The organism is Stackebrandtia nassauensis DSM 44728 (assembly GCF_000024545.1).
Classification (GTDB): domain Bacteria; phylum Actinomycetota; class Actinomycetes; order Mycobacteriales; family Micromonosporaceae; genus Stackebrandtia; species Stackebrandtia nassauensis.
The window spans coordinates 5,919,766-5,944,949 of sequence record NC_013947.1; the positions used below are offsets into that span (position 1 = coordinate 5,919,766).

The 25,184-nt window shown below is 69.3% G+C and carries 23 protein-coding genes; 11 read left to right on the plus strand and 12 right to left on the minus strand.

What is annotated here, in order from left to right; genetic code table 11:
• Positions 1–8: 8 nt before the first annotated feature.
• The gene (locus tag SNAS_RS27565) at positions 9–1,178 is read left to right on the plus strand and encodes an acyltransferase family protein (protein WP_013020773.1); all 1,170 of its coding nucleotides are present in this window, start codon (positions 9–11) and stop codon (positions 1,176–1,178) included.
• Here SNAS_RS27565 and SNAS_RS27570 read toward each other — a convergent pair.
• The gene (locus tag SNAS_RS27570; protein WP_013020774.1) at positions 1,175–1,930 is read right to left on the minus strand and encodes an AraC family transcriptional regulator; all 756 of its coding nucleotides are present in this window, start codon (positions 1,928–1,930) and stop codon (positions 1,175–1,177) included. The two genes, SNAS_RS27565 and SNAS_RS27570, sit on opposite strands and share 4 nt — an antisense overlap.
• 86 nt (positions 1,931–2,016) lie before the next feature.
• Here SNAS_RS27570 and SNAS_RS27575 point away from each other — a divergent pair, with 86 nt between their 5' ends.
• Positions 2,017–3,441: an MFS transporter gene (locus SNAS_RS27575; protein ID WP_013020775.1), complete on the plus strand. Its 1,425-nt coding sequence runs from the start codon at positions 2,017–2,019 to the stop codon at positions 3,439–3,441.
• Here SNAS_RS27575 and SNAS_RS27580 read toward each other — a convergent pair.
• Positions 3,380–4,345 (minus strand): isopenicillin N synthase family dioxygenase, encoded by a 966-nt coding sequence (locus SNAS_RS27580; RefSeq protein ID WP_013020776.1) that lies wholly within the window; start codon positions 4,343–4,345, stop codon positions 3,380–3,382. The two genes, SNAS_RS27575 and SNAS_RS27580, sit on opposite strands and share 62 nt — an antisense overlap.
• Before the next feature lie 32 nt (positions 4,346–4,377).
• Entirely contained in the window at positions 4,378–5,787 is a 1,410-nt protein-coding gene (locus SNAS_RS27585; protein ID WP_013020777.1) for an MFS transporter, read from the minus strand.
• 105 nt (positions 5,788–5,892) lie between these two features.
• On the opposite strand from SNAS_RS27585, the gene SNAS_RS27590 reads away from it, so the two are divergent.
• A complete protein-coding gene (locus SNAS_RS27590) occupies positions 5,893–6,597 on the plus strand; it encodes a TetR/AcrR family transcriptional regulator C-terminal domain-containing protein (protein WP_013020778.1) in 705 nt (234 codons plus the stop codon).
• Here the strand turns inward: SNAS_RS27590 and SNAS_RS27595 are convergent.
• Positions 6,594–8,090 (minus strand): multicopper oxidase family protein, encoded by a 1,497-nt coding sequence (locus SNAS_RS27595; RefSeq protein ID WP_013020779.1) that lies wholly within the window; start codon positions 8,088–8,090, stop codon positions 6,594–6,596. The genes SNAS_RS27590 and SNAS_RS27595 overlap by 4 nt on opposite strands.
• 146 nt (positions 8,091–8,236) lie before the next feature.
• Here SNAS_RS27595 and SNAS_RS27600 point away from each other — a divergent pair, with 146 nt between their 5' ends.
• The 4 genes from SNAS_RS27600 to SNAS_RS34520 all read left to right on the plus strand — a co-directional run bounded on the left by SNAS_RS27600 (position 8,237) and on the right by SNAS_RS34520 (position 11,597).
• A complete protein-coding gene (locus SNAS_RS27600) occupies positions 8,237–9,673 on the plus strand; it encodes an MFS transporter (RefSeq protein WP_013020780.1) in 1,437 nt (478 codons plus the stop codon).
• A gap of 81 nt (positions 9,674–9,754) precedes the next feature.
• Positions 9,755–10,234, plus strand: a complete 480-nt coding sequence (locus SNAS_RS27605) for an aminoacyl-tRNA deacylase (protein ID WP_013020781.1) — start codon at positions 9,755–9,757, stop codon at positions 10,232–10,234.
• A gap of 30 nt (positions 10,235–10,264) precedes the next feature.
• A complete protein-coding gene (locus SNAS_RS27610) occupies positions 10,265–11,302 on the plus strand; it encodes an aminoglycoside phosphotransferase family protein (RefSeq protein WP_013020782.1) in 1,038 nt (345 codons plus the stop codon).
• Between the two features lie 109 nt (positions 11,303–11,411).
• Positions 11,412–11,597 carry a response regulator transcription factor gene (locus tag SNAS_RS34520; protein WP_086013293.1) on the plus strand — a complete coding sequence of 62 codons (186 nt, stop codon included), beginning with the start codon at positions 11,412–11,414 and terminating at the stop codon, positions 11,595–11,597.
• Here SNAS_RS34520 and mgtE read toward each other — a convergent pair.
• A complete protein-coding gene (gene mgtE / locus SNAS_RS27615) occupies positions 11,561–12,895 on the minus strand; it encodes a magnesium transporter (protein WP_013020783.1) in 1,335 nt (444 codons plus the stop codon). The genes SNAS_RS34520 and mgtE overlap by 37 nt on opposite strands.
• A 13-nt stretch (positions 12,896–12,908) precedes the next feature.
• Positions 12,909–13,880, minus strand: a complete 972-nt coding sequence (locus SNAS_RS27620; protein ID WP_013020784.1) for an Lrp/AsnC family transcriptional regulator — start codon at positions 13,878–13,880, stop codon at positions 12,909–12,911.
• Between the two features lie 113 nt (positions 13,881–13,993).
• On the opposite strand from SNAS_RS27620, the gene SNAS_RS27625 reads away from it, so the two are divergent.
• On the plus strand, positions 13,994–15,199 hold the full coding sequence (locus tag SNAS_RS27625; protein ID WP_013020785.1) for an FAD-dependent oxidoreductase: 1,206 nt from the start codon (positions 13,994–13,996) through the stop codon (positions 15,197–15,199).
• Positions 15,200–15,209: 10 nt separating this feature from the next.
• Here the strand turns inward: SNAS_RS27625 and SNAS_RS27630 are convergent, their stop codons facing one another.
• From SNAS_RS27630 to SNAS_RS27655, 6 genes are all read right to left on the minus strand, one after another.
• Positions 15,210–15,986 (minus strand): DinB family protein, encoded by a 777-nt coding sequence (locus SNAS_RS27630; RefSeq protein WP_013020786.1) that lies wholly within the window; start codon positions 15,984–15,986, stop codon positions 15,210–15,212.
• Between the two features lie 28 nt (positions 15,987–16,014).
• Entirely contained in the window at positions 16,015–18,426 is a 2,412-nt protein-coding gene (locus SNAS_RS27635; RefSeq protein WP_013020787.1) for an ATP-binding protein, read from the minus strand.
• Positions 18,427–18,494: 68 nt separating this feature from the next.
• Positions 18,495–18,845, minus strand: a complete 351-nt coding sequence (locus SNAS_RS27640) for a VOC family protein (RefSeq protein ID WP_013020788.1) — start codon at positions 18,843–18,845, stop codon at positions 18,495–18,497.
• A gap of 47 nt (positions 18,846–18,892) precedes the next feature.
• Positions 18,893–19,678, minus strand: coding sequence for an ABC transporter permease (locus SNAS_RS27645; protein WP_013020789.1), 786 nt, complete (start codon positions 19,676–19,678; stop codon positions 18,893–18,895).
• Positions 19,675–20,658, minus strand: coding sequence for an ATP-binding cassette domain-containing protein (locus SNAS_RS27650; protein ID WP_013020790.1), 984 nt, complete (start codon positions 20,656–20,658; stop codon positions 19,675–19,677). Before SNAS_RS27650 ends, SNAS_RS27645 begins: the two co-directional genes overlap by 4 nt.
• Before the next feature lie 79 nt (positions 20,659–20,737).
• Complete coding sequence (locus SNAS_RS27655) at positions 20,738–21,259, minus strand: EXLDI protein (protein ID WP_013020791.1); 522 nt, start codon at positions 21,257–21,259, stop codon at positions 20,738–20,740.
• Positions 21,260–21,407: 148 nt separating this feature from the next.
• Here SNAS_RS27655 and SNAS_RS27660 point away from each other — a divergent pair, with 148 nt between their 5' ends.
• The 3 genes from SNAS_RS27660 (at position 21,408) to SNAS_RS27670 (ending at position 25,174) form a co-directional block, all read left to right on the plus strand.
• Positions 21,408–22,034, plus strand: coding sequence for a PadR family transcriptional regulator (locus SNAS_RS27660; RefSeq protein ID WP_041625221.1), 627 nt, complete (start codon positions 21,408–21,410; stop codon positions 22,032–22,034).
• A gap of 11 nt (positions 22,035–22,045) precedes the next feature.
• Entirely contained in the window at positions 22,046–23,620 is a 1,575-nt protein-coding gene (locus SNAS_RS27665) for an FAD-dependent monooxygenase (protein ID WP_013020793.1), read from the plus strand.
• A gap of 111 nt (positions 23,621–23,731) precedes the next feature.
• Positions 23,732–25,174, plus strand: coding sequence for a serine hydrolase domain-containing protein (locus tag SNAS_RS27670; RefSeq protein WP_013020794.1), 1,443 nt, complete (start codon positions 23,732–23,734; stop codon positions 25,172–25,174).
• The last annotated feature ends 10 nt before the right edge of the window (positions 25,175–25,184 follow it).

Consider the following 25,184-nt stretch of genomic DNA (forward strand, 5'->3'; position numbering starts at 1 on the left):
ACAAAAATGTGACCCTAGGGATAGAAACCCGGCCTGACGACCAGGGCGCCACCCCGCCGCGCCCCGCGGCGCCCGCCCGGCCACGACTGGCCTATATAGACAATCTGCGCATCTTCCTGACCGCGCTGGTGGTGGTCCACCACGTCGCGGTGACCTACGGCAACATCCCCGCCTGGTACTACATCGAGACCGCCAAGGATCCGAGCGGGACGATCCTGGACGTACTGGTGATCTTCAATCAGACGTTCTTCATGGGGTTCTTCTTCATGATCTCGGGGTTCTTCGTCCCCGGATCCGTCGATCACAAGGGGGGCAAGGGATTCATGCGGGGCCGCCTGCTGCGGCTCGGCGTCCCGCTGCTGTTGTTCGCGCTGCTGCTGCGGCCGGTCCTGACCTTGCCGATGTACCTGGCGGACTATCGCGACGACCTGCCCTACTGGCTGTTCTACTTCGTCTCCTGGGACCCGGGTCCGATGTGGTTCGTCGAGGTGCTGTTGGTGTTCTCACTGGGGTACCTGCTCGTCCGGCGGTGGACCGGCAAGCCCGAACTGCCGCGCCTGCCCGAGCCCGTCCCGGCGCGCGGCGACGGTCGGCTTCCCGGACCGCTGGCGATCGTCGGATTCACGGTGGCGCTGACGCTGGTGACCTTCGCGTGGCGACTGCTGGTCTCCCCCGAGGCCTACTGGCCGATCGTCGGGCTGCCGACCCCCGCGTACCTGCCGCAGTACCTGGGGCTGTTCGTCGTCGGTGTCGTGGCGTATCGCCGGGGGTGGTTCGCCGGTATTCCGCGTTCGGCGCTGTGGTGGAGTGGCGCGGCCACGCTCGTACTGGGTTTCGCCCGGTTGACGACGATCGGGATGACCGGGGACGGCGCCGCGGTCCGGCTGCTGCAACTGGCGGCCGAGTCCGGCTTCGCCGTCAGCGTCGTGCTGTTCCTGCTGTCGCTGTTCCAGCGGTTCCTCAACCGGCAGAATGCGACGGCGAAGTTCTTGTCCGACAACGCTTTCGGGGTCTACTTCCTGCACCCGCTGACCTTGGTGGTCGCGGCGTTGGCGCTGCGGGGTTGGGAGGCGACCGCGATCGCGAAGTTCGCGGTGCTCTGCCTGATCGGGGTGCCGCTGAGCTGGGGTGCGGCCTGGCTGCTGCGGCGGATTCCCGGCGCCCGGCGGATCTTCTAACCCAGGTAGCGCTTCGGCGAGGTGCCGACGGTGCGGCGAAACGCCGCCACGAAGGCGCTGGGCGTCGCGTATCCCACGCTGCGGGCCGCATCGGCGACGGTGCGGCCCGCGGCCAGCAACGGCAGGGCGGCGCGCAGCCGCATGTGGGTGCGCCAACGGTCGAAGCTCATGCCGGTGTCGTGGACGAACAGCCGGGTGAGGGTGCGGCGGCTGACGCCGACGGCGCGGGCGTGGACGTCCAGGCCGCGACGGTCGGCGGGGTCGGCGAGCAGGTGTTCGGTGACGGCGCGGACCCGTTCGTCGGTGGCGTCGGGGACGTCGATGGGGGTGGCCGGGAGCGGGTGCAGCAGGTCGAAGACGACCGCCTCGGCGCGAAGCCGGGCGTCGGTGGCGAGGTCGTCGCGGCCCAGATGGCCGATGAGGTGGGCGAGCAGTCCGTCGACGGCCACCGGGGTGGGTTCGGTCCAGGTCAGTGGGCATCGATCGGGTTCGAAGTAGAGGCTGCGCAGGACGGCTTCGCGGCTGGCGCCGGTGCGGTGGACGATTCCGGCCGGGATCCACAGTGCCCGGGTCGGGGGCAGGATCCAGTGGGTGTCGTCGACGGCGACGCCCAGGACGCCGCCCCGGCTCCAGGCGAGCTGGTGCTGCGGGTGGCGGTGCGGCCGGATCCACTCCCCCGACGCCAGCGGGAAGGTGCCCACGACGATGGCACCGACGCCGGTCGGCGCGGCTTCCTCGATGACCTCGCTCATACCCCCCAGGGTATGTGTCCCCAACGCGATATCACCTGTCCCCGTAGCGTCTTGTGGCCGATGACATGGGCGAATAGCTTCGTCGCATGCCTATCGAACGACAGCGGGGGTCGCGGCTGCCCGCCCTGGTGGTGTTGTGCTTCGTCCAGTTCATGCTCGTCCTGGACGACAACGTGGTGAGCGTCGCGTTGCCGAGCATCAAGTCCGAACTCGGTTTCAGCACGGCGGGACTGGCGTGGGTGGTCAACGCGTACTTCCTGGCCTTCGGCGGCTTGCTGATCCTGTTCGGACGGATGGCCGATCTGCTGGGTCGCAGGCGGGTGTTCCTCGCCGGAGTCGTCCTGTTCGGAGCCGCGAGCCTGCTGTGCGGACTCGCGCGGGAACCGTGGCAGCTGGTGGCGGGACGGTTCGTCCAGGGCGCCGGTTCGGCGATGGCCAGCCCGGCGGCGATGTCGCTGCTGACACTGCTGTTCCCCGGGGTGCGGGAGCGGGCCCGCGCGATCGGGATCTGGGGCGGGGTCGCCGCGTTGGGCGCGATCTCGGGGCTGGTGATCTCCGGGGTGCTGACCGGGTTGACCGGGTGGCGCTGGGTCTTCTTCATCAACCTGCCGGTGGCCCTGGTGGCGCTGGTCCTGGTGCCGCGACTGCTGGACGAGAGCCGGGCGAGCCGGGGCGGCCGCCTGGACGTACCCGGGGCGGTGCTGGGCACCGGTGCCGTGCTGTCACTGGTCTACGCGCTGCTGCGGGCCGGGGAGACCCAGTGGACGGACGCGACGGTGCTGGCGGCGCTGGGCTCGGCGCTGGCACTGGCGGTGGCGTTCGTGGTGGTGGAGTCGCGCACCGCCGAACCGTTGCTGCCGTTGGCGTTCGTGTCGGTGCGGGTGCGCGCGGTCGGCAACGGACTGACCCTGGTGTTCTCGGCGGCGATGTACGCGATGGCGTTCCTGCTGATGATCCACCTCCAGATGGTGCTGGACTACGAGCCGTTGACCGCCGGGATCGCTTACCTGCCTTACGGTGCCGCGATCCTGTCGGGCATGTGGCTTTCGGCGCGCGTGGTGGAGCGGTTCGGGTTGCGGCGCACGCTCATCGCGTCCTTTCTGGTCACCGCCGCCGGATTGCTGTTGTTGTCGGGTGTGGACGCTTCCGACGGGTATCTGGCCGGGGTGTTGCCGGGGATGCTCGTGACGGCGCTGGGCAACGGGCTGAGCCTGCCCGCGTTGAGCGTCGCCGCGGTCACCGGCACCACCGGCGAGAACGCCGGACTGGGTTCGGCGGTGTTCTCCTCGGTGCAGCAGATCGGTGGGGCTGTTGGGGTGTCGGTGCTGGTCACGTTGGCCGCGCGGCAGTCGGCAGCGGCCGCGCAGGCGGGGCCAGCGACGGCCGCGACCGAGGGGTTCTCGTTCGCGCTCGTCGTGGCCGCCGCCCTGCTCGCCGTCGCGGCGATCGTCATCCCCGATCTGCGGGAACGATCTTGCGCATCTTCGCGGCCATCCACTCTCCGGCGATGACGCCCTGGTCCGCGGTCTCGCCGAGCGGGGCGATGACCGCGTCGTGGTTGGGCTGGAAGAAGAACGGGATGGAGATGCGCGACGCGGTGTCACCGTCTTGGGGGTTGACGACCCGGTGCATTGTCGACACCCATCGGCCGCCGGTCCACATTGCCATCAGGTCGCCGATGTTGACCACGAAGCTGCCCGGGATGGCGGGCACGTCGCGCCAGTCGTCGTCACCTCGGCGTACCTGTAGGCCGCCCCGGTCGGTTTCCTGGTAGAGGACGGTCAGGCCGCCGAAGTCGGTGTGGGCGCCCAGTCGCAGCTGGCCTGGCAGCGGTTTCTGGGTCTGCGGGTAGTAGTAGTTGGCGACCAGAGAGGACACGTGGTTGTCGAACTTGTCCTCGTAGTAGTTCTCCGCCAGCCCCAGGGCGAGCGCCGACAGCCGCATCAGGTCCTCGGCCAGCTCCTCCACACTGTACAGATACGCCCGCCAGGTCGGTTCGAACTCCTGTGGTCGCCGCGGCCAGACATTGGCCAGTTTCCACGAGGCCCAGTAGTCGCCCAGGTTCTCGCGTTCGGCGTCGTCGAGGTCGCCGGTGACGTGGACGCCGAAGGTCTCACACAGGTCGGGCGGCGTCCGCTGGCCGAGGCTGTTGGCGGTGGTGCCGACCGACCGTCGCAGACCCGAGACGCCGGGCCGGTTGGCGACGGCGTCCTTTTCGGAGTCCGGGAGGGTGAAGAAGGACTCGGTGACCGAGAACATGGTGTCGATGAGTTCGCCGGGGATGCCGTGGCCGACGATCACGTAGAAGCCCGAGTTCTCGCAGGCTCGGCCGATGGCCTCGGCCAGCCGGGCCCGCTCCCGCGCGTCGGTGCGCTGGGAGATGTCGATGACCGGGACGAAGTCGGTCGTTGTCACGGTTGGTTCCTTTCGATTGGGATTCATGGGGATCAGGCTTTGCGGGTGGTGACGGCCGCGATCGCGGTGGCGGCCAGGACGATGCCCAGGCCGACGGTCAGGGCGGTGCGGTATCCGTGCACTGTGGCCACGGTGGCCGATTCGGTGAGCGCGAGCGACGTCGCGGCGCCGATGGTGACGGTGTTGAAAAGCGGGGTGCCCAGGGCCGCGCCCAGCTGCATCGAGGCGTTGTAGGTCGCCGAGGCGGTTCCGGCGTCGTGGCCGCCGATGCCGGAGGTGGCCAGCGTCGCGGTGGCCGCCATGATGCCGCCCAGTCCCAAGCCGGTCAGCAGCAGCGCCGGGGTCAGGTACGGCAGCAGGACGTCGGTGGCCCGAGCGGGTGTGCGGGTCACGACGAAGATCCCGGCCGCGATGGCGAGGAGGCTCGGCACGATGAGCGTCGCGGGCGAGACCCGGCCGTGCAGTCGTCCGGCGATCACCGTGGAGCCGAGGATCGCGGCCAGCGCGTTGACGATCAGCGTCAGTCCCGCCTGGACCGGCGAATAGTCCAGGACGGTCTGGGTGTGGTAGCTCATGAACAGGAAGAACCCGAACATCGACACGTGGGTCAGCGCGATCGTGGTGAAGGCTCCGGCGCGGCCCCGGTGTCGCAGCACCCGCATGGGCAGCAGCGGATGCGGTGCCCGCAGTTCGACGCGGACGAAGATCGCCAGTGCGACGATGCCGCCGCCCAACAGCGCCAGCACCAGCGGGTGGGTCCAGCCCAGCGCCTCGGCCCGGCTGAAACCGTAGACGAGGGCCGAGAACCCGGCGACGCTGAGCAGCGCGCCGGGGATGTCGACGGTGCCGCCATGGGGTCGGTCGCGCGGGATCCGGACGGCGCCGAGCATCGCCAGCGCGGCGATCGGGACGTTGATGTACAGGCACCAGCGCCAACCCGCGTACTGGGTCAGCAGTCCGCCCGCGATCAGGCCGACGGCGGCTCCGGCGGCGCCGACCGCGGCGAAGACGCCGAAGGCCCGGCCGCGTTCCCGTTCGCCGGTGAACGTGGTGGCCAGCAGCGCCAGTCCGGCGGGGGCGAGCAGGGCGGCGAAGGCCCCTTGCAGGGCTCGGGCGGCGAACAGGATCCACGGCTCTGAGGCCATGCCGCCCAGCGCGGACGCGAGCGCGAACCCGGTCAGTCCGATGAGGAACGCGCGCCGGTGTCCGAGCGCGCCGCTGACGCGTCCGCCCAGCAACAGCAGGCCGCCGAAGGCCAGCAGGTAGGCGGTGATGACCCAGTGCCGGTTGGCGTCGGTCATGTCGAGGGCGCGCTGCGCCGAGGGCAGCGCGATGTTGACGATCGTGCCGTCCAGGACCACCAACAGCTGGGCCGCGCTGACCACCGGCAGGGTCAGCCACCGCTGTCGGGGCGGGGCTGTCGTGGGGTTGGCTTCCACCATTCACACCTTGTCTAACGTCGTTCGCTTTGCCTAATGTTGTTAGGCTGGGCGAACAACGTACTACACTGGCTCGCGCCGGGAATCGATCGGGTCTGGTGAGGTGTAATGGGCGGCGTGAACGACACACGCGTGGACGACGAGGTGCGAAGCGTCTGGCTGCGCCCCCGCCGCCGAACCCGGGGCGAGCCACCCATCACCCGGGACCGCATCGCCGAGGCGGCGGTGGAACTGCTCGACGCCGAGGGGATCGAACGGCTGACGATGCGGCGACTGGCCGAGCGACTGGCCATCGTCGCGCCCTCGCTCTACCACCATGTCGACACGAAGGACGACGTCATCGACCTGGCCGTGGACGCGATCTTCGGCGAACAGTCCCCCGACCTGCCCGGCTCCGCCGCCTGGCGCGAACAGGTCACCGAGGTGATGACCGGCTGGCGCGCCACCCTGCTGCGGCACCCCTGGGCGGCCGCCGTCCCGGCCCGGCGCCGCCCCGCCATCGGCCCCAACTTCCTGTCCCAGATGGAGCTGTTGCAGTCCACCCTCCACGGCGCCGGATTCACCGCGAAGGCGCTACCGGCGGCCACCTGGGCGCTGTACAACCACGTCTTCGGCTCGGCGTCCACACAGGCCGCGCTGGACATCACCGAGGCGGAACGCAAGGCCGGGCAGGATCAGCTGCTGGCCGACAAGGACCGCTTCCCCACCCTGGCCGCCAACGGTTACCTGTACGACGACGACTGGGAGGGCACCTTCCACATCGGCCTGAAGTACCTGCTCGACGGCCTGGAAGCGCAGCGGAACACCGCCTAGTCGCGGTAGCCCAGCAGCGTCATCATTCCCGACTCGGAGTGGTAGACGTTGTGGCAGTGGATCATCCAGCGTCCGGGATTGTCGGCGTCGAAGTCGACCTTGAGTGTCTGTCCCGGTAGAACGATCGCGGTGTCCTTGCGCAAACCAGTGCCGGACAGCGCGAAGGTGTGGCCGTGCAGGTGCATGGGGTGCCACATCGTGGTGGTGTTCTTGAACCGCAACCGAACCCGGTCGCCTTCGGTGATGCCGTACAGCCGGTCGGGGTCGAAGGACTCGCCGTTGATCCCCCAGTCGTACTTCATCATGCCGCCGGTCAGGTCGAGGTCGATGGTCTCGTCCGGGTCCCGGCGCTTCAGCCGGACGCTGTCGTCGGGTTCGAGGTCGGAGTATCCGGCGATGGTGCCGTCCAGTTCCGTGGGCCGGACGTCGGCGGCGGGTGTCTCGCCCGAAGCGGTGCGCACGATGGCCCGGGCCAGTTCCTGCTTGCCCTCGGCCAGCGCCACCAGCGGGAACACGCCGTCGCCCAGCTCGACCAGGACGTCGTAGCGCTCACCCATGCCGAGCAGCAGCGCGTCGGTCTCGGTGTGCCGCACCCCGAAGCCGTCGGTGTGGGTCACGGTCATCGTGTGGCCGCCCAGCGCGAGCCTGAACGCGGTGTCCCCGGCGGCGTTGATGACGCGCAGCCGCAGCCGAGTGCCGGGCTTGACCTTGAAGACCTCGGGGTCGGCGGGAACACGTCCGTTGATCAGGAAGTGCGGATAGCTGACGTCCCCAGCGTCGCCGCCGAGCAGGTCGCTGTCGGCGCCCATCAGCATGTGGCCCTGGGATTGCGGCTCGTCGTCGGAGTCGCCGCCGGAATGTCCGCCATGGCTCATACCGCCACCGAGTTCTTTTAGCACGTCATCGGGGCTGCCGGTCACCCCGTCCATCCAGTCGTCGAGAACGACGATCCATTCCTCGTCATAGGACAGTGGTTCGTCGGGGTCCTCGACGATCAGCGGGGCGTAAAGACCCCGGTCCTGTTGGACGCCGACGTGCGGGTGGAACCAGTAGGTTCCGGCGTGGGCGGCGGTGAACGTGTAGGTGTGGCGTTCGCCCGCGCCGACGGGCTTCTGGGTGACGTCGGGGACGCCGTCGGCGTCGCAGCGCAGTGCCAGGCCGTGCCAGTGCACCGTGGTCGGATCGGGCAGACCGTTGTCGAGGACGGCCTTGATCTGTTCGCCGCGTGTGACGCGGATCGGCTCGCCGGGGATCTTGCCGCCGTAGGCCCAGGTGGTCACGGCGACGCCACCCAGGTCGACCTCGGTGCGGCCCGGCTTGAGGGTGAACTTGCGGACCTTGCCGGGATCGCGGGCGGCCTCGGCTTCGGCGACCCGGTCACCGTCGGGGCTCACGTAACTGTCAGCGGACTCCGACGCGCAGCCGGTCAGTATCGCCGCCCCGGACGCGGCGACACCGGCGCGCAGGACGGACCTTCGGGAAACGGGGCTCATGAGTCGCTCCTTGCTCGTCTCATACCAACGGTAGCACGGTACCCCTAGGGGGTATGTCGGACATCACGGCGCCACGGTTGCGAATCAATACCCCCTAGGGGTATACATATCTCCCGTAAGCCCCTAGACCTAAGGAGTCGACAGTCATGTCCCGCAAAGCTTCCCCACCCCCGTCACGGCGGTGGACGGCGCTGGCGCTGATCGCACTGGCGCAGTTCATGGTCATCATGGACACCTCGATCATCGGCGTCGCACTGCCGAAGATGCAGAAGGAACTCGGGTTCTCGCAGGAGAACCTGTCGTGGGTGTTCAACGCCTACGTGGTGGTGTTCGGCGGTCTGCTGCTGTTGGGCGGCAGGCTGTCCGACCTGTTCGGCGCCCGCAGGCTGTTCAGTCTCGGCTGGATCGTGCTCGGCGCCGGATCCCTTGTGGCCGGTGTCGCCGGTGACGTGCCGACCGAGCTCATCGGTCGCGGGGTCCAGGGCGTCGGCGCGGCGCTCATCGCGCCCTCGGCGCTGACCCTGTTGATGATGCTGTTCGGCGCCAACCCCAAGGAGCTGACCAAGGCCTTCGCCGTCTACGGGGCCGCGGCCCCGGCCGGCGGCACCGCCGGGGTGTTCCTCGGCGGCCTGATCACCGAGTACGCGTCCTGGCCGTGGGTCTTCTACATCAACATCCCGATCGCGATCCTCGCCCTGGCCGCCGCCCCCGCGTTGCTGCCCGGTGGTGCCCTGGCACCCCGCGGCTCCATCGACGTGGTCGGCGCGCTGACCGTCACGCTGGGCCTGGGCGCGGCGGTGTTCGCCATCGTCCGTGCCCCCGAGATCGGCTGGGGCGACCCGGCTACCTGGGGCGTGCTGCTGCTGGCGGCGGTGTTGCTGGTCGGGTTCCTGTTGTCGCAGGCCAGGAAGCGGCAGCCGCTGATGCCGCTGTCGATCTTCCGGGCCGCGAACCTCGCCGCGGCGAACCTGGCGCAGCTGCTGCTGGGCGCCGCCTGGATTCCGATGTGGTTCTTCCTCAACCTGTACCTGCAACAGGTTCTGGGTTACTCGGCGTTCCCCTCGGGTGCGGCGCTGCTGCCGATGACCGTGTTGATCATGGTCGGCATGGTCGCGCTGGCCCCCCGGCTCATGGCCCGGTTCGGCGCCAAGGCGATGATCGTCACCGGTCTGGTCCTGCTCGCGGGCGGGCTGTACTGGATGTCGTTCATCCGTCCCGACGGGAACTTCTGGGTCGACGTCCTGCCCGCCTCGCTGCTGGCGGCGCTGGGCATGTCGCTGGCGTTCATCCCGTCACTGCAGACGGCGATCTCGGCGGCGAAACCGGAGGAGGGCGGCCTGGCCTCGGGCATCGTCAACACCAGCTACCAGATCGGCTCCGCGCTGGGGCTGGCCGTGGTCACGGCCGTGGCCGCCGGTTACGGCGCCGACCGGCTGGGCGACAAGGTCGCGCTCACCGACGGCTTCTCGGTGGCGTTCATCGCCGCGGCACTCGTCGCGGCCGTGGCCGCCGTGCTGACGGTGGTCACCGTCCGAACCCGGAAAGCCGCGGAAACCGAAACCAAAGTAGACAGTGTGGTGTAATGCGCATCGGGGTGTCCCGGCCGGGCCGATACCCGGCCGGGGCATCACGATGAGTCCGCGCCCGAGAAACGGAGGACCACGATGAACGCAACCCCACTGCCCGACGCCGTACGGGCCATGGTGGCCGACGGCGAAGCGCACGGCGTCGACGTGGAGGTGCGGGTCCGGCCCGCCGCGAACTCGCTGCCCGAGGCCGCCGAGATCCTGGGGCTCACTCCCGCCGACCTGGCCAAGACCCTCGTCGTCCGCAAGACCAGCGACAGCTACCTGTTCGCCATCGTCCCCGGCGACCGCTCCATCGCGTGGCCGAAGCTGCGCGAACTCCTCGGCACCAATCGGCTGTCCATGCCGGACGCCGCCACCGCCCTGGCGGCGACGGGTTACGAACGCGGCACCATCACCCCGATCGGCAGTCACCGACCGTGGCCGATCTATGTGGACTCACGGCTGCGGGGCCGCCGGGTGGCCATGGGCGCCGGAGCCCACGGGTTCAGCGCCTTCGTCGACGTCGACCGCCTGGTCGACGGATACGACGCCGTGCTCGCCGACATCACCGACTGAGACCCCACCCCCGCCGGTTAGGCTTTCGCGATGCTGCGCAAACGCGTGTACGGCCAGCGCCTCCACGACGAACTCGGTGCCCCGACGCGCGTCAGGAAACTGGGGTCGAGTCCCCGATCGAAGGTGTGGTGGGCCGAACTGACCGACGGCCCCGTCATCGTCAAACAGGTCGTCGACGGATCCGATGTCGAGCAACAGTTCCAGCGCGAACACACGGCACTGCGCCTGGCCTCGCGGGCGAAGCCCGCGGTGGTGCCGCGATTGCTGGCCGCCGACGCCGACGAGCGGATCCTGGTGATGGAGTACCTCGACGAGGGCCGCCCCGGGCCGGACTGGCAGTGCCAGTACGCCGTCGCGCTGGCGCGGTTGCACGCCAGCGTCGAGGCCGACTCCGGACTGCCGAACTGGCGCGGGCCCGACGACAACGACGTCGACGACTTCCTCGACCTGGCCCGCGCGTGGCGGGTCACGGTCCCGGCCTCGGCCCGCACCGAACTGACCGACCTGGTGCGGCGGCTGGCCGACAGCGCGGTTCCGGCGCTGCTGCACGGGGATCCGTGCCCGTCGGGCAACGTCCTGTACCCCGCCGACGGGCTGCGCTTCATCGACTTCGAACAGTCGAGTGTGGGCAACGGCCTCGTCGAACTCGCCTACCTGCGGATCGGCTTCCCGACCTGTTACTCCAGTCCGGACACTCCCCGGGAACTGTTGGGACAGGCCGAGGACGCGTACCGGGCCACCTGGCGCGAGGAGACCGGCACCGAGGTGACCGGCGACCTGGCCGACGCCTGCGCGGGCTGGACCATCAGCGGCGACTCGCTCGTGGAGCGCGCGCATCGGGAGTCGCGGCGACACCTGTCCCGGCTGATCAACTCGGACTGGAAGTGGGGCAAGGCGACCGCCCGGGAGCGGTTGGCGTTCCGGCTGGAGGTGACGGCGGATATCGCCGCCGACTCGGCTGAGCTGCGAACCGTCGCCGAGCTGTGCCGCAACCTGCGCGAGGCGATGCGGGCGCGCTGGCCGCAGTTGCGTCGGCTCACCGATCCCGAGCTCAACTACGACCACTGAACGGAAGTCGCACCATCGGTATGCCCGTGGGCATACGCGCCGGGCGACGAATATCGGTCTCAAGGTCGTGGGAATGGGTCTGGACCGTCCATAGCCTCGGTCGCATGAGATCGCCGAGCGGCTGGGCATCGCGCCGGGAACCGTGAAGATCCACATCGGTCGGATACTGGACAAACTGGAGCTGCGCGACCGGGTGCAGATCGTCATCTTCGCCTACGAGACCGGGCTGATACTCCCCGGTGGGTTAGGTTCCGGCCGTCACAAACCCAGGATCGCGTTCGCGAGCACGAAGTAGATGATGAGCCCGGTGGCGTCCACAAGGGTGGTCACCATCGGGGCGGAGACGACGGCCGGGTCGATGCCGACCTTCTTGGCCAGCAGCGGCATCGAGCCGCCGACGGTGGCCGCCCACGCGCAGATGACCACCAGCGACACCGCCACCACCAGCGCCACCCGGGGGTCGACGAAGATCACCGCGACGCCCAGACCGACGACGGCCAGCATCGCGCCCAGCACCAGGCCGACCCGGCACTCACGCCAGATCACCCGCGCCAGGTCGCCGGTGCGCACCTCCCCCACCGCGAGGGCTCGGACCACCGCGGTGGCCGCCTGGGCTCCGGCGTTGCCGCCGGTGCCGATGAGCAGCGGGATGAACAGCGCCAGCGCGGTCACCTGTTCCAAAGTGGCCTCGAAGGCGCGGGTGACCGTGACGGTGAGGGTGGCCGCGACGATGAGGAGCAGCAGCCAGGTGGCGCGGGAGCGGGCCAGTTGCCATACGCCCGCGAACATGTAGTGCCCGCTCCACGGCAGCGACGCGGCCTGCCGGGCGGCGTCCTCGGTGTCGGCGGCCTCGATGACCTCCATGGCGTCGTCGAACGTGAACAGGCCGACCAGCCGCTGTTCGCTGTCGACCACCGGGAGGTTGAGGATGTTGGCCTCGGCGAGCAGGCGGGCGGCGTCCTCGGCGGGGTCGGTGGCGCGGGCCGTGGGGACCTGGGTGTCGACGAGTTCGGCGACCGGGGTGTCGGGGTCGGACAGCACCAGGTCGCGCAGTTCGCACACTCCCACCAGTCGACGGCCGGACTCCACGATCGGCAGCGTGTAGACGGACTCGGCGTTGCCGCCCTTGACGCGGATCCGGCGCAGGGCCTGCTTGGCGGTGATGTCGACCGGCAGCGCCACCACCTCGGGGGTCATGATCCGGCCGACCGAGCCGTCGGGGTAGCCCAGCAGTTCGGCGGTCATGAGGCGCTCGCGCGGGCTCAGTCCCGACAGCACCCGGTGGGTGACCTTGGCGGGGGCCTCGCCGAGCATCCGGGCCCGGTCGTCGGGGTCCATGCCCTCGATGAGGTCGCGGAACGCCTTGTCGCGCAGGCCGGACAGGATCTGCTGCTGGTCGACCGGGTCGAGTTCCTCGAAGACGGCCAGCGCCGCGTCCTTGTCCAGCATGCGGAACGGCACCACCGCCGCGAGGGCGTCCATGCGCGCCAGTTCGTCGGCGATGACGTAGGGCGGTTGGGTCCCCAGCCAGGCCCGCACCGCGGTCAGGTCGTTGTCTTCCAGCAGGTCCTTGAGTGTGTCTCCGGTCTCCATGTCGGATCCGACGCTACGGCATATCCCAGGGGGTCGCCGAGCCTTTGACGGGCCGGATCACCGGCGCGGTCTCGACATGCTGGATCGCCGTCAGACCGCCCAGCCGCTTCGAGACGTACTCGTACAGGTGCGCCCCGTCGCGGCACACGACGGCGGCGATGAGGTTGTGCGGTCCGGTGGTGGCCGCCGCGAAGCCGACCTCGGGGTGGGTGGCCAGCGCCGCTCCCACGGCATCCAGATCGGACGGTGCCACCCGCAGCCACAGTCGCGCCGTGACGGTGAAGCCGAGCAGCGCGGTGTCGAGGTCGAGGTCGTAGAAGACGCATCCGCTGTCGCGCAGCAGTTCCAGTCGTCGCCGTGCCGTCGACTCCGAGCAGTCCGCGGCTCGCGCCAGCCGCGACAGTTCGCAGCGGCCGTCCTGGCCGAGCTCGGCCAGGATCGCCCGGTCGACGGTGTCGGGCGTCAGCGGCGCGCCGGTCGCCGGTCTCGGACGCAGCCGCCGCTCCTGGGCGGGGCTCAAGGCCGCCAGCACCCGCGCGTGTTCCCCGGCGCCGCCGAAGTACGTGTGCAGCAGGCAGTGCGCGGACATCGACGTGACCCGGGGGCTGCGCGGCAGCGCGTCCAGCAGCAGCGCGTCCCGGTCGGCCCGGTTCGGGGTCTGCACCACGCAGTTGACCTCGGTGCCGCCGGACACCACGTCGGTCCACGCCGTGTCGGGCCGTCGGGCCAGCGCCCGGGCCACCCCCAGCGCGGCATCGGGGACACAGTGGATCCGCATGTGCCAGCGTTCCCGCCCGGGCCCGGACACGTCGCCCCGGCCCACCACCCGCAGCACCCCGTGCGATCGCAGCCTCCGGTACCGCCGCGAGACCGTCTGGTCGGACACGTCCAGCACTTCGGCGATCCGGCTGAACGGCGCCCGCCCGTCGATCTGGAGCGCGTGGACGAGTTCGCGATCCAGTCCGTCGATGGTCACGGAATCCATCACTCGAACTTAATCGATGTCGAAATCCGCCGCATATCGATTCGCGGATGGAACCTGCGGGCTCGGGCGGTGATCCTTCGTCGTGAGAGTTCGTCGCGAGGAGGGAACCGGACATGTCACGGCCGAGGGTATTGATCATCGGCGCGGGCCTCGGCGGCCTGGCGCTGGCGCACGGGCTGCGCGACGCCGGGGTGGATCACCTGGTCGTCGAGCGCGACGCCTCAGTGCGCTCGCGGCGCCAGGGTTACCGCATCCACATCAACGCCGACGGTTCGACGGCCCTGTACGAGGTGCTGCCGAAGCGGCTGTGGGAACTGTTCCGCGCCACGGCTTCCATACCCGGCCCCGTCGGGGAGTTCTACGACCATCGGTTCGACGTCGTGCACCGCTTCGAAGCCGACGGCTCGGCGCGCACGGTTCACGGGCTCCCCGAGCATCTCAACGTCAACCGGCTGACGCTTCGCGAGATCCTGGCCACCGGCCTGGACACCGTCCGCTACGGGCGCACCTTCACCGGCTACCGGCGCGACGCCGACGGCCGGGTGGTCGCGCACTTCGCCGACGGCGGCACCGAGACCGGTGACCTGCTGGTGGCCGCCGACGGCGTCCACTCCCGGGTGCGGCGGCAACGTCTCCCGCACGCCCGGGTCGTCGACAGTGGGCTGCGGCTGATCTACGCGACCGTGCCGCTGACGCCCGCGACCCGGCCGCTGTTTCCCGAGGGCATGTTCGGCGGCTATTCGGCGATCCTGGGGCCCAAGCACCGGCACCTGGGCGGGGCGCCGGTCGAGTTCGCGGAACCGTTGTCCCGCACGGCGTCCCGGATCGCTGCGGACGCTTCGCTCACCGAGCACCGCTCCTATATGACCTCGGCGTTCGGCGCCCGGGTGGAGGACCTGCCCGACGACGAGGAGCTGTTCGCCATGAACCCCTCGGCGCTGCGGGGCCTGGCTCTGGACATGATGGACGATTGGCACCCGAGAGCCCGGCGCATGGTGGAGCACTGGGAACTGTCCAGTGTGCTGCCGCTGTTGTTGCGCACCAGCGTCCCCACCGAACCATGGCCAGCGTCCGAGGTCACGCTGCTGGGCGACGCCGTACACGCGATGAGCCCGGCCGGGGGCTCGGGAGCCAACGCGGCGATGCTCGACGGCGCCATCCTCGCGGCCCGGCTGCGCGAGGTCCGCGACGGCAAACCGCTGCTGGAGGCGGTCGCCGAATACGAGAACGCGATGCGCGAGCACGGTTTCGCGGCGGTACGGATGTCGGCCGACAATGGACACCGCATGCTGGGCCAGGACCCGCTGCCGCCAGCCTGAGAGCTGTGGCTCAGGTCGTCTTGCCCGCCAGCACGTCCAGGTCGCGCTCGGCGTACAGCCGGTGCTCCCACTCCTCGTTGATGACCGCGCCCAGGCACCGGGTCATCGGGAAACTCTGCGATTCCGGGTAACCGGGTTCGGTGACCGGTTCGGTTGCCGTGACCAGCTTCTCGTCGGTCAGCTCGTCCAGCACCCGACGCACCATCGCCACCCGTTCGCGGCGTACCGCCAGTACCTCCTCAAGGGTCGGGCGGGCGTCGCGATCGCGTGGGACGCTCGGTTCGTCGGGCATCTCGTCGTGCGGCAGGTCGAGCGGATGCCACGGCGTCGGGTCACCGAGCACGGCGCGGCCCACCCAGGCGTCGGGGGCGAAGTTCAAGTGCCGCAAGGTCTCGATGAACGAGTACTCGCCGTCGACGCTCTCGTGCAGCTGCCACGGTTCGAAGCCGCGGGCTCGCTCGATGGTCTGGCCCCACAGCCGTTCCAGGATCCGCCAGGCCTCCCGGTACCCGGCCGCGTCCGTGGGACGCATCTTGGCCCGCTCCGGGTGGCGGCGGTCGAGTTCTGCCTCCACCAGCGGCGCGACGTCGACGCCGTTGACGCGCAGGTTGCCGATCCAGCCGGACAGGTCGAGGTCGCGCAGGTCGGCGCCCCGGATCGAGGCGCCCTTGAGGCTCACCAGCCGGAACCGGGCGTCGGACAGGTCGATGTCGTGGAATTCGGCGCCGGTCAGCATCACGTCCTCGAAACGTGCTCCGGACAGGTCCTGACCTCGAAACTCGTTCATGTCGTCAGCCTCGCACAAGGCGGTGACATCAGTCCGGTGGTTCGGCCGGGACCCCCAGGTTCCGCAGGGCTTCGCGCACTTCGTGCTGCGACGGTGAACCGATCTCGACGTACACTGTCAGCGCGCCGCGGAAGTGCGCGATCGCGCCCTCCACGTCGCCGGTCTCGGCGGCGATCTCGCCGAGGCACTCCCGGGCCATGCCCACGCCGAACCGGTAGCCGACGGACTCGGACGCTTCTTCGCCCCGCTGGTACAGCCGGATCGCCTCGTCGTTGTCGCCGTCGAGGTAGGCGACGTGGGCCTGGCCGAGCACCCCCAGGGCGACGCCCATGCCGTACGCCCGGACCTCGGAGGTGTCCTCGATCTCCACGAAGATGGAGCGGGCCGCGTCGAAGTCCTGTTGCAGCATCGCCACCTGGGCCATTCCCGCCAGCGCGTTGGTCGCGTTGGTGACGTCGTCCAGGTCGACGAAGATGTCCAGCGCCCGCTCGAACATGTCCGCGATGCCGACCGGGGAGTCGTTGAGCGCCTTGACCTGTGCCAGTCCGAGATAGGCGTGGGCCGCGCAGTCCCGAAAGCCGTGTTCCTCGGCGAGGTGTCCGGCCTTGGTGAACAGGTCGCGGGCGCCCTCATGGTCACCGGTCACGAGCACCGCCTGTCCCAGTGTCTGCAGGGTGTTGACCTCGCCGCGGCTGTCGCCGGTCGCGACGAATCCGTCCAGCAGTTCACGCAGGATGTCGATGGCCAGGCCGATGTTGTCGTTGGTCAGCATCAGCTGGGCCAGGTTGAGGGTGGCGTGCGGTCGCGCCGCCGGGCTGGTGAGCGCGGCGACGAGGGCGGACCGTTCGGTACGGAACCACGCCAGGTCGCCGACGAAGTCGTAGTGCGCCAGCCGGTCGGCGTAATAGTCGCAAACTGTGGACAGTATTTCCGGTTCTCCGGTCGCGGCGGGGAGACCGGCGGCGTGGTCGAGCAGGATGTCGTGGGCGGTGTACGCCAGCTGTTCGGCGATGCTGGCGGGTGGGTCGGTGACCATCGGCTCGGCGAGCCGGTGCGCGACCAGGCCGTCCAGCAACGCCACCGCTTCGGCGACCGTCACCGAGCGGCCGATCAGTCGCGACAGGACGATCGTGGTGGTGCCGACGGTGAGGTAGCGGCCCGGGTGTTTGCCCAGCAACCGGTACGCCGCTTGCTGTTCGGCGGTGAGGGCCGCGTACGAGCTGTCGATGCGGGCGTACAGTCCGGCCTTGGTGTGCGCGGACGGCAGGTTGTTCAGCTGGACTTCGATCCGGTCCAGACTGCCGGTGCCGCAGGCGATGTCGGCGGCCTTCAATCCGATGAGGACGGGCATGTGTCCGCAGGCCGTCACCACTCGCGACACCGCCGCCTCGTCGGCCGCCAGCCGGGGACCGGCGACCGCGACGAACATCGCCACGGCCGCGTCGTGGTCGAGCACGTCCAGGTCCAGGGTTCGCGACCCGGCACAGTGGAACCTCTCCCGGGAGGTGATGAGCGTCAGACAGTCGGGATCGCGGACCAGCAGCGGCTCCACCTGGTCGATGCTGGACACGTTGTCCCACACGAAGATCATGCGTTTGCCGGCGACGCGTCGCTGCCATTCGGCGCCGCGCGCGGCCAGGTCCATTCTGGCCACCGTCGCTGCCTCAAGCCCGAAGAGATGTTCCAGCAACATCCCCAGCGCCGCGTACGACGACACGGCCTGGTCCGGCGACGGGTACGACTGGAAGTCGACGAACACGCAGCCGTCGGGGTAGGAGCAGCGGACACTGGCCGCGAACCAGGACGCCAGTGCGGTCTTGCCGATGCCGCCGAATCCACCCACCGACACGATCAGGCCGAGCCCGGACTCGGAACGCATGTCCGCCAGGGTCTCCAGCTGTTCGCGCCGCCCGACGAAGGTGCCCGGCAGCGGCAGCCGTCCCCAGTCCAGCCGACCCGGTTCGGTGGCCCGGGGCCGCGCGACCCGGCGCAGGATCGACTCGTTCTGGTAGTCGCTCCACAGCGCGTGCAGCACCCGATCCCCGGCCGTGGCCTCGGCGCGCACCGCCGCGATGATCTCCTCGCGCAGCAGCCGCGCCAACAGCGACGGTTCGGGTCCGGCATCGGGGGTCTCGCCGACGGGCGTGTACACCTCGTCGACCCAGGGCGCCACGGCGTCGGCCAGATCGATCAGGGCGGTTCCGTCCACCAGCGGCAATGCGTGGGAATCGCGTTCCCACAGGCAGTCCGCGACGTGTCCGGCGAGCGAGTCGTCGTCGGGGTGCAGCCGGGCGGCGGCCTTGGGGATGGCGTTCTTGACGGCGGTGACCAGCGCGCGCTGCACCTCGGTGCCCCGGATCGCCTCGCTGAACCGCCGGGCCGCCCGGTCCGTCGCCGTGGTCGCCCAGCGAGTCACGAAGAACGACGAAACCGGATCCACGACGCCTCCCTCACTCTCTGCATCGAGAGTAGACGTCCGGCGGGTACCTGCGCCAGAGCCGATTCCCGCTATGCCTGGTGGGTGACCACGTTGACGACCCTGCCGTTGGGGTCGCGGACGAAGAACCGCCGCACGCCCCAGGGTTCGTCCCGCAGTGAGTAGACGATCTCGGCGCCGGTCGCGGTCATGGCCGCGTGGACGGCGTCCACGTCGTCGACCTCGACGCTCATGTCGGGTTGTGGCCCCTCCACCCGGGCCCGGTCGAAGAAGATGACCTGCGCGGTCGGGTTGCTGGTGGAGGCCATCGTGACCACCCAGCCCAGGTCCATGGCCTCCTCGAAGCCGAGACCGGCGTAGAAGGCGCGGGTGGCGTCCATGTCGTCGGTGAGGATGTCGGGCACGGCGCGGCGAATGCTCATGCCCGCACCCTAGGACACCGACGGTGGACGCCACCCGGGTTCGCCGGTCAGCGGGTCTGCGGCCGGTTGAAGCGGCGGCGGGCCAGCAGGAAGCACACCAGCGAGATACCGGCGCACCAGGCGACCGCGAGCCAGGCGCTGTCGCCGATCTCGGTGCCCAGCAGCAGGCCGCGCAGCGTCTCGTTGACCGGCGTGAACGGCTGGTACTCGGCGAAGGTCCGCAGTCCGGCGGGCATCGTGTCGGTGGGGACGAAGCCGCTTCCCAGGAACGGCAGCATCATCAGCGGCATCGGGATGTTGCTGGCGGACTCGACGGTCTTGGCGATCAGCCCCACCAGGACCGACATCCAGATGAACGCGAACGAGACCATGACCATCACGCCGAGCACGCCCAGCCATTCCAGCGGGGTGGCGTCGCTGCGGAATCCCAGTGCCACGGCGACGGCCATGACGACCGCGGTGCCCAGCACGGTCTGGATCAGACTGCCGATGACGTGTCCGGTGAGGACGGACGATCGGGAGATCGCCATGGTGCGGAACCGGTCCATGATGCCCTCGGTCTTGTCCATCGACACCGTGATCGCGGTGCCCTGTACCGAGCCGAGGATGCCGAACAGCAGGATGCCGGGGGTGACGTAGGTGAGGTAGGCGTCGCGGCCGCCGGAGGTTCCGCCCAGGCCGTCGCCGAGCGTGGAGCCGAAGACGTACACGAACAGCACCAGGAAGATGATGGGCATGCCGATGACCATGAGGGTCAGCGACGGATAGCGAATGGCCTTCTTTATGTTGCGGCGCAGCATGGCTGTGGAGTCGCGGATGACGTATGTGCTCATTGTGAACTGTCCTTCGTGGTGGCGTCGTGTCCGGTGAGTGCCAGGAACACGTCGTCGAGGTCGGGGGTGTGGATGGAGAGGTCGGCGGGTTCGATCTCGGCGGCGTCCAGCCGGGCCAACAGCGCCCGCAGCGACTTCATGTCGCCCTCGCTGGGGGTCTGGAGCGTCAGCGCGGTCTCGTCGCGGGCCGAGACGGTCAGGGTGTTGGCGGCGGTGTCCAGGTCCTGGACGTCGTTGAACCGCAGCGTGATGTGGCCGCCGGGTATCAGCCGTTTGAGTTCGGCCGGGGTGCCTTGCGCGACAAGGGTTCCCTTGTCGAGGACGGCCACCTGGTCGGCGAGCTGGTCGGCTTCCTCCAGGTACTGGGTGGTCAGGAAGATGGTTACACCCTCGTCGACGAGGTCGCGGATGATCCGCCACATGACCCGCCGTCCGGCCGGGTCGAGGCCGGTGGTGGGTTCGTCCAGGAAGATCAGTCGTGGGTCTCCCATCAGGGTCATGGCCAGATCCAGCCGCCGGCGCATGCCGCCGGAGTAGGTGGCGGGCTGTTTGGCGGCCGCGTCGGTCAGCTCGAACCGTTCCAGCAGTTCGGCACTGCGACGGCGGCCCTCCGCGCGGGTCAGGTGGTTGAGGTCGGCCATCAGCCGCAGGTTCTCCTGGCCGGTGAGCAGGTTGTCGACGGCGGAGAACTGACCGGTGACACCGATGGCGCCGCGCACCGACTGGGCCGCGGCGGCCAGGTCGTGTCCGGCGACCCGGATGACGCCCGCGTCGGGTTTGATGAGTGTGGACAGAATCTGGACGGTGGTGGTCTTGCCCGCGCCGTTGGGGCCCAGCATCGAGAAGATCGAGCCGGTGGGGACGGTGAAGTCGATGCCGTCCAGGACGAGATGGTCGCCGTAGGACTTGCGCAGTCCGGCGACCTCTATGGCCGCCGTGCCACGGGTTCGCGGACTTCTGGTCGTCGTATGGGTACTCACGGTTACTCCTCAGGGGTGGGCTGAGCCGTTTTCGGGCACGCCGAAACCGCCAGCCCTCGATAACGGACGGACTCGGTGGCTAGATGTCCAAGTCCTCAATGGGTGGTTGCTCCACCGCGGAGGCGACGATGTCGTGCAGCTCGGCGGGGATCTTGTCGCGCAGGTCTTCCAGGTCCTCGGCTATCTCGAGGACTCCCTCACCCGCCTTGTAGCCCCAGGTCTGCTCGGTCTTGAACTGGGCCCGGACCCATTCGACCCAGTTGGCGGCGTCCTGCCCCGACCAGTAGTGCTCGTCGGACCGTTCGATGTGGACCGCGTACTTGCCGGTGCGGGTCCGGTAGACGCGGTAGTCGTCGACCCGGCTGGAGGTGGAATGCCCCCACTCGGCCAGCAGTATCCCGGAGAACCGGACCTTGCGGCCGACTCCGGCGCCCACCCGCACGGTGACCTCCTCGAAGCCCTCCATGCGCCCCTCCGCGATCTCGACGTAACGCCGGAGTGCCGCCGTGATCGCGGTCGACAACTTGCCTCCGGCCAGTTCCTGCGCGCGCTGGAACAGCGGAAGATCGTCGTCGGACACGTAGATCGTCTTGTTCGGCATTGCGGCATCGTAACCTCCACGAGGCGTTCTTAGTATGCGTAGAAGTATACGTATAGCATCACGGCATCGCAACTCTGACGCCAAGGTTTCTAGGAAAGACGTCACACTGACTTGCCATAGTCATAATCTCACTAGTAATGTCATGACTATGACGACTCCACCTCGACGCTCCGCGCTGGCCCTGACCGTGCTGGTCTTCCTGGCCTGGGAATCCATGCACGCCTACAAGATCCAGCAGCTCATCAAGGAGTTCGGCAAGGACCGCGTCGTCAATGTGAAACAGCGCGCCAGCGTCTACCAGACCATCGACCGGCTGCTGCGCACCGAACTCATCCGGGTCCGGGAGACCAGCTCCGCCGACAACCGTCCGGAACGGACGATCTACGAGATCACCGACACCGGCCGGGACACCGCGCGGCGCTGGCTGCGGGAAGCGCTGGCCAGCACCGGAAACGAGTACCCCGAGTTTCCGGCCGCGCTGGCGCAGCTGCCGCTGCTGCCGCCGAGCGAGGTGGCCGAGCAGTTGCAGGTCCGGCTGGACGCCCAGCGGGCCGAGTACGCCCAGATGAGCGAGTGGTTCGACCAGGACCCGCCGCAGCTGCACCGGCTGTTCCTCATCGAGGAGGAGTACCGGTTCGCCGTGCTGACGGCCGAGATCGGGTGGCTGGAATCCACCATCGCCGATCTGCGGTCGGGCGCGCTGACCTGGGACGAGACCTGGCTTCGGCAGCAGGCGCAACCGTACTCATCCGAGAACCCCGATACCAATCCCTAAAGGACGACATCATGACCAACGACGAAACGACCACGGTACTCATCGTCGGCGGCGGCTACGCCGGGCTGACCTCCTCGCTGTTCCTGTCCCACCTCGGTGTGCCGTCCATATTGGTGGACAAACACCCGGGTTTCTCGATCCAGGGCCGGGCGCGGGGAATCACCCCCCGCACCATGGAGATCTACCGCTCGATCGGCATGGAGGCCGAGATGATCGAGGCGGGGCGGCCGTTCGCCGACGACAAGGGCGGCGCCTACTGCGAGACGCTCGCCGGTGAATGGGGCTGGCTGTTCCCGCCCGAGGCGGCCACCAGCTTCCCCGACCTGACACCGTCCACGTTCAACCTCGCCGACCAGAGCGCGGCCGAGCCGGTGCTCAGCGAGGCGGCCCGCAAACACGGTGCCGTCCAGCACTTCAACACCGAGCTGCTGACCTTCACCGACGACGGCGACGGCGTCACCGCCGAGGTCGTCGACCGCGCCGACGGACAGCGGCGCACCATCCGCGCCGACTACCTGATCGCCGCCGACGGTCAGCGCAGCCCGATCCGGGAACGGCTGGGCATCAAGCGATCCGGGCCCGGCATCGTCCGCCACCACCTCGGCTGCGTCTTCGACGCCGACCTGTCGAAGTACGTGAAGCAGCGGGCGATCCTGTGGTTCATCCGCAACGAGGAGATCGGCGGGATGTTCCTGACCACCACGGCCGAACCCGGCCGCTGGGGCATGGCCGTCGACTACGACCCGGAGACCGAGACCGTCGACTCCTTCCCCGACGAACGCTGCGTCGCGGTGATCCGGGGCGCGGTCGGCGATCCCGAGCTCCAGGTGACGGTGCGGGACAAGCAGACCTGGTCGCAGGGCGTCGCGGTGTCCGACGAGTACCGTCGCGGCCGGGTGTTCCTGGTCGGGGACGCCGCGCACGTCTGGTCCCCGGCGGGCGGCATCGGCGCCAACACCGGGGTGCAGGACTCCTACAACCTGGCCTGGAAGCTGGCGGCGGTCAGCAAGGGCTGGGCGAAACCGGGCCTTTTGGACAGTTACCACCCCGAACGGCACCCGCTGGCCGAGGTCCTCGCCGAACTCACCGAGGAGCGCCAGCACAATCGCATCAACGACCCCGAGAACGACAAGGCCGACGATCTGCTGTGGAACTTCGGGCAGCGCTACCTTTCCGGCGCCATGATCGGCGCCGACCACGACTCGGTGTTCGGTGACAGCCTGGATCTGCGCGGGCAGCCGGGAACCCGGGCCCCGCACCTGTGGGTCGAACAGGACGGTCAGCTGATCTCCACCCACGACCTGTTCAGCCGGGGCTTCGTCCTGTTCACCGGTGCGGGCGGCGGCGCGTGGACCGACGCGGCCACCCACGTGTGCGAGACCGAGGGCATCCCGCTGATCGGCTACCGCGTCGGCGCCGAGGTGGAACTGGTCGATGTGGACGGCGCCTGGCCGGATCGCTACCGGCTCGGCGAGGACGGCGCGGTGCTGATCCGCCCCGACGGCTACGTGGCCTGGCGACACGAGGGCCCGGCGGGCGAACCGCGCGAGGCGCTGTCGGGGGCGTTGCGGACGATCCTCGGCTGAACCGGGCGCCCGGGCACCCCTGACGAAAGTCATAGCCCGGGCTCTCCCGTTGGCCGGATGGCGACGGGCCGGATCCCTTCTAGGTTTACCGCCGAACCTGAGGAGGGATCCATGAAACGCATCGTGATCGCGGTCGCCGCGGCGGCCCTGTTGGTCACCCCGGGGGTGGCCGCGGCGAAACCCCACAGCGGACTCGACGAGCGAAGCGTCGACGCGTTCGTCGGCGAATACCTGGAGAACGCGGGCGTCAAGGGCGTCACCGTCGCGGTGACCAAGGGCACCGACGTCGTCGTGGCCAAGGGCTACGGCACCGACTCGACCGGCGCTGAACTGACCGGCGAGGCCCCGATGCCCATCGCGTCGCTGAGCAAGTCGTTCACCGCGCTGGCGGTGATGCGGCTGAGCGAACAGGGCAAGGTCGACCTGGACGCGCCGGTACGCGAGTACCTGAGTGAGTTCACGATGGACGATCCCCGGGCGAAGCGGATCACCGTGCGGCAGTTGCTGAACCAGACCTCCGGCATGTCCGACGGGACGTTCTCCGAGAAGGTGGAGGCGCAACCGTCGGACCTGGCGGGTTCGGTGTCGCGGCTGGCCGACGCGGAACTGGCCACCGCGCCCGGGAAGTCGTGGAACTACCACAATCCGAACTTCCACGTGGCGGCCCGGCTGGTGGAGAAGGTCAGTGGCGAACCGTTCGGCGAGTACCTGGACACGGAAGTGTTCGCGCCGTTGGGGATGACCAAGACCAGCACGGTCGACGTCACCGACGACGCGAAGCTGCCGCGCGGGCACTTCGCCGCCTACGGGCAGCGGGCCGCCGCCGAGCCGCACCGGTTCGTCAACGGCTCGGACGGGATCATCTCCACCGCCGAGGACATGGCGAACTGGCTCGCCGTCAACAACGGCGACGGCGGGGAACTGGTGTCCGCCAAGGGGTTTGCCGAACTGCACGAACCGTCCGACCCGCGCGGTCGCTACGCGCTGGGCTGGAACGTCGGTAAACGGGACGGCGCGACCGTCCTGGACCACGGCGGTGTCTGGTTCACCTACACCGCAAGACAGCTCGTGATCCCCGAGACCGGGTACGGCTTCGCGGTCATGGCCAACACCGGCATGTCGATGGCCGCCGACGTGCCCTACGACCTCACCGAGGGCCTCATGGCACTGTCCGAAGGCGACCAACCGTCGACGACCGACTCGCCACAGTCCACCAACGACCTCGTCCTGGGGCTGCTGACACTGGCGGCCATCGGCTGGGCGGCGTGGCGGTGGTACCGCAGCGGCGTGTGGGCCAGGCGGCGGGTCGACCGTCCGTTGTGGCGCAACGTGCTGGCGGGTTCGCGGGCGCTGTTCCCGGCGCTGGTGCTGCTGAGCTATCCGTGGCTGGCGGGCCTGGTCGCGGCCGGACGCACCGCGACCTGGACCGAGCACCTCTACGTGTGGTTCCCGATGCTGGTCTGGCTGTCGATCGCGACGCTGGGCGGGCTGCTGGTGACCGGGGTGCGCGCGGTGAGGCTCGTCCGGCTGCGTCGCTCTCGGGCCACGACGTAGCATGCCCGCC

What these genes read in the sequence shown, in the direction of transcription:
- SNAS_RS27595 (WP_013020779.1), bottom strand. Translation starts at nt 8,090, where the DNA reads ATGAGCCCCGTTTCCCGAAGGTCCGTCCTGCGCGCCGGTGTCGCCGCG.
- SNAS_RS27655 (WP_013020791.1), bottom strand. Translation starts at nt 21,259, where the DNA reads ATGCCGAACAAGACGATCTACGTGTCCGACGACGATCTTCCGCTGTTC.
- SNAS_RS27575 (WP_013020775.1), top strand. Translation starts at nt 2,017, where the DNA reads ATGCCTATCGAACGACAGCGGGGGTCGCGGCTGCCCGCCCTGGTGGTG.
- SNAS_RS27630 (WP_013020786.1), bottom strand. Translation starts at nt 15,986, where the DNA reads ATGAACGAGTTTCGAGGTCAGGACCTGTCCGGAGCACGTTTCGAGGAC.
- mgtE (WP_013020783.1), bottom strand. Translation starts at nt 12,895, where the DNA reads ATGGAGACCGGAGACACACTCAAGGACCTGCTGGAAGACAACGACCTG.
- SNAS_RS27670 (WP_013020794.1), top strand. Translation starts at nt 23,732, where the DNA reads ATGAAACGCATCGTGATCGCGGTCGCCGCGGCGGCCCTGTTGGTCACC.
- SNAS_RS27610 (WP_013020782.1), top strand. Translation starts at nt 10,265, where the DNA reads ATGCTGCGCAAACGCGTGTACGGCCAGCGCCTCCACGACGAACTCGGT.
- SNAS_RS27660 (WP_041625221.1), top strand. Translation starts at nt 21,408, where the DNA reads ATGACGACTCCACCTCGACGCTCCGCGCTGGCCCTGACCGTGCTGGTC.
- SNAS_RS27645 (WP_013020789.1), bottom strand. Translation starts at nt 19,678, where the DNA reads ATGAGCACATACGTCATCCGCGACTCCACAGCCATGCTGCGCCGCAAC.
- SNAS_RS27640 (WP_013020788.1), bottom strand. Translation starts at nt 18,845, where the DNA reads ATGAGCATTCGCCGCGCCGTGCCCGACATCCTCACCGACGACATGGAC.
- SNAS_RS27585 (WP_013020777.1), bottom strand. Translation starts at nt 5,787, where the DNA reads ATGGTGGAAGCCAACCCCACGACAGCCCCGCCCCGACAGCGGTGGCTG.
- SNAS_RS27570 (WP_013020774.1), bottom strand. Translation starts at nt 1,930, where the DNA reads ATGAGCGAGGTCATCGAGGAAGCCGCGCCGACCGGCGTCGGTGCCATC.
- SNAS_RS27625 (WP_013020785.1), top strand. Translation starts at nt 13,994, where the DNA reads ATGTCACGGCCGAGGGTATTGATCATCGGCGCGGGCCTCGGCGGCCTG.
- SNAS_RS27590 (WP_013020778.1), top strand. Translation starts at nt 5,893, where the DNA reads ATGGGCGGCGTGAACGACACACGCGTGGACGACGAGGTGCGAAGCGTC.
- SNAS_RS27665 (WP_013020793.1), top strand. Translation starts at nt 22,046, where the DNA reads ATGACCAACGACGAAACGACCACGGTACTCATCGTCGGCGGCGGCTAC.
- SNAS_RS27620 (WP_013020784.1), bottom strand. Translation starts at nt 13,880, where the DNA reads ATGGATTCCGTGACCATCGACGGACTGGATCGCGAACTCGTCCACGCG.
- SNAS_RS27600 (WP_013020780.1), top strand. Translation starts at nt 8,237, where the DNA reads ATGTCCCGCAAAGCTTCCCCACCCCCGTCACGGCGGTGGACGGCGCTG.
- SNAS_RS27605 (WP_013020781.1), top strand. Translation starts at nt 9,755, where the DNA reads ATGAACGCAACCCCACTGCCCGACGCCGTACGGGCCATGGTGGCCGAC.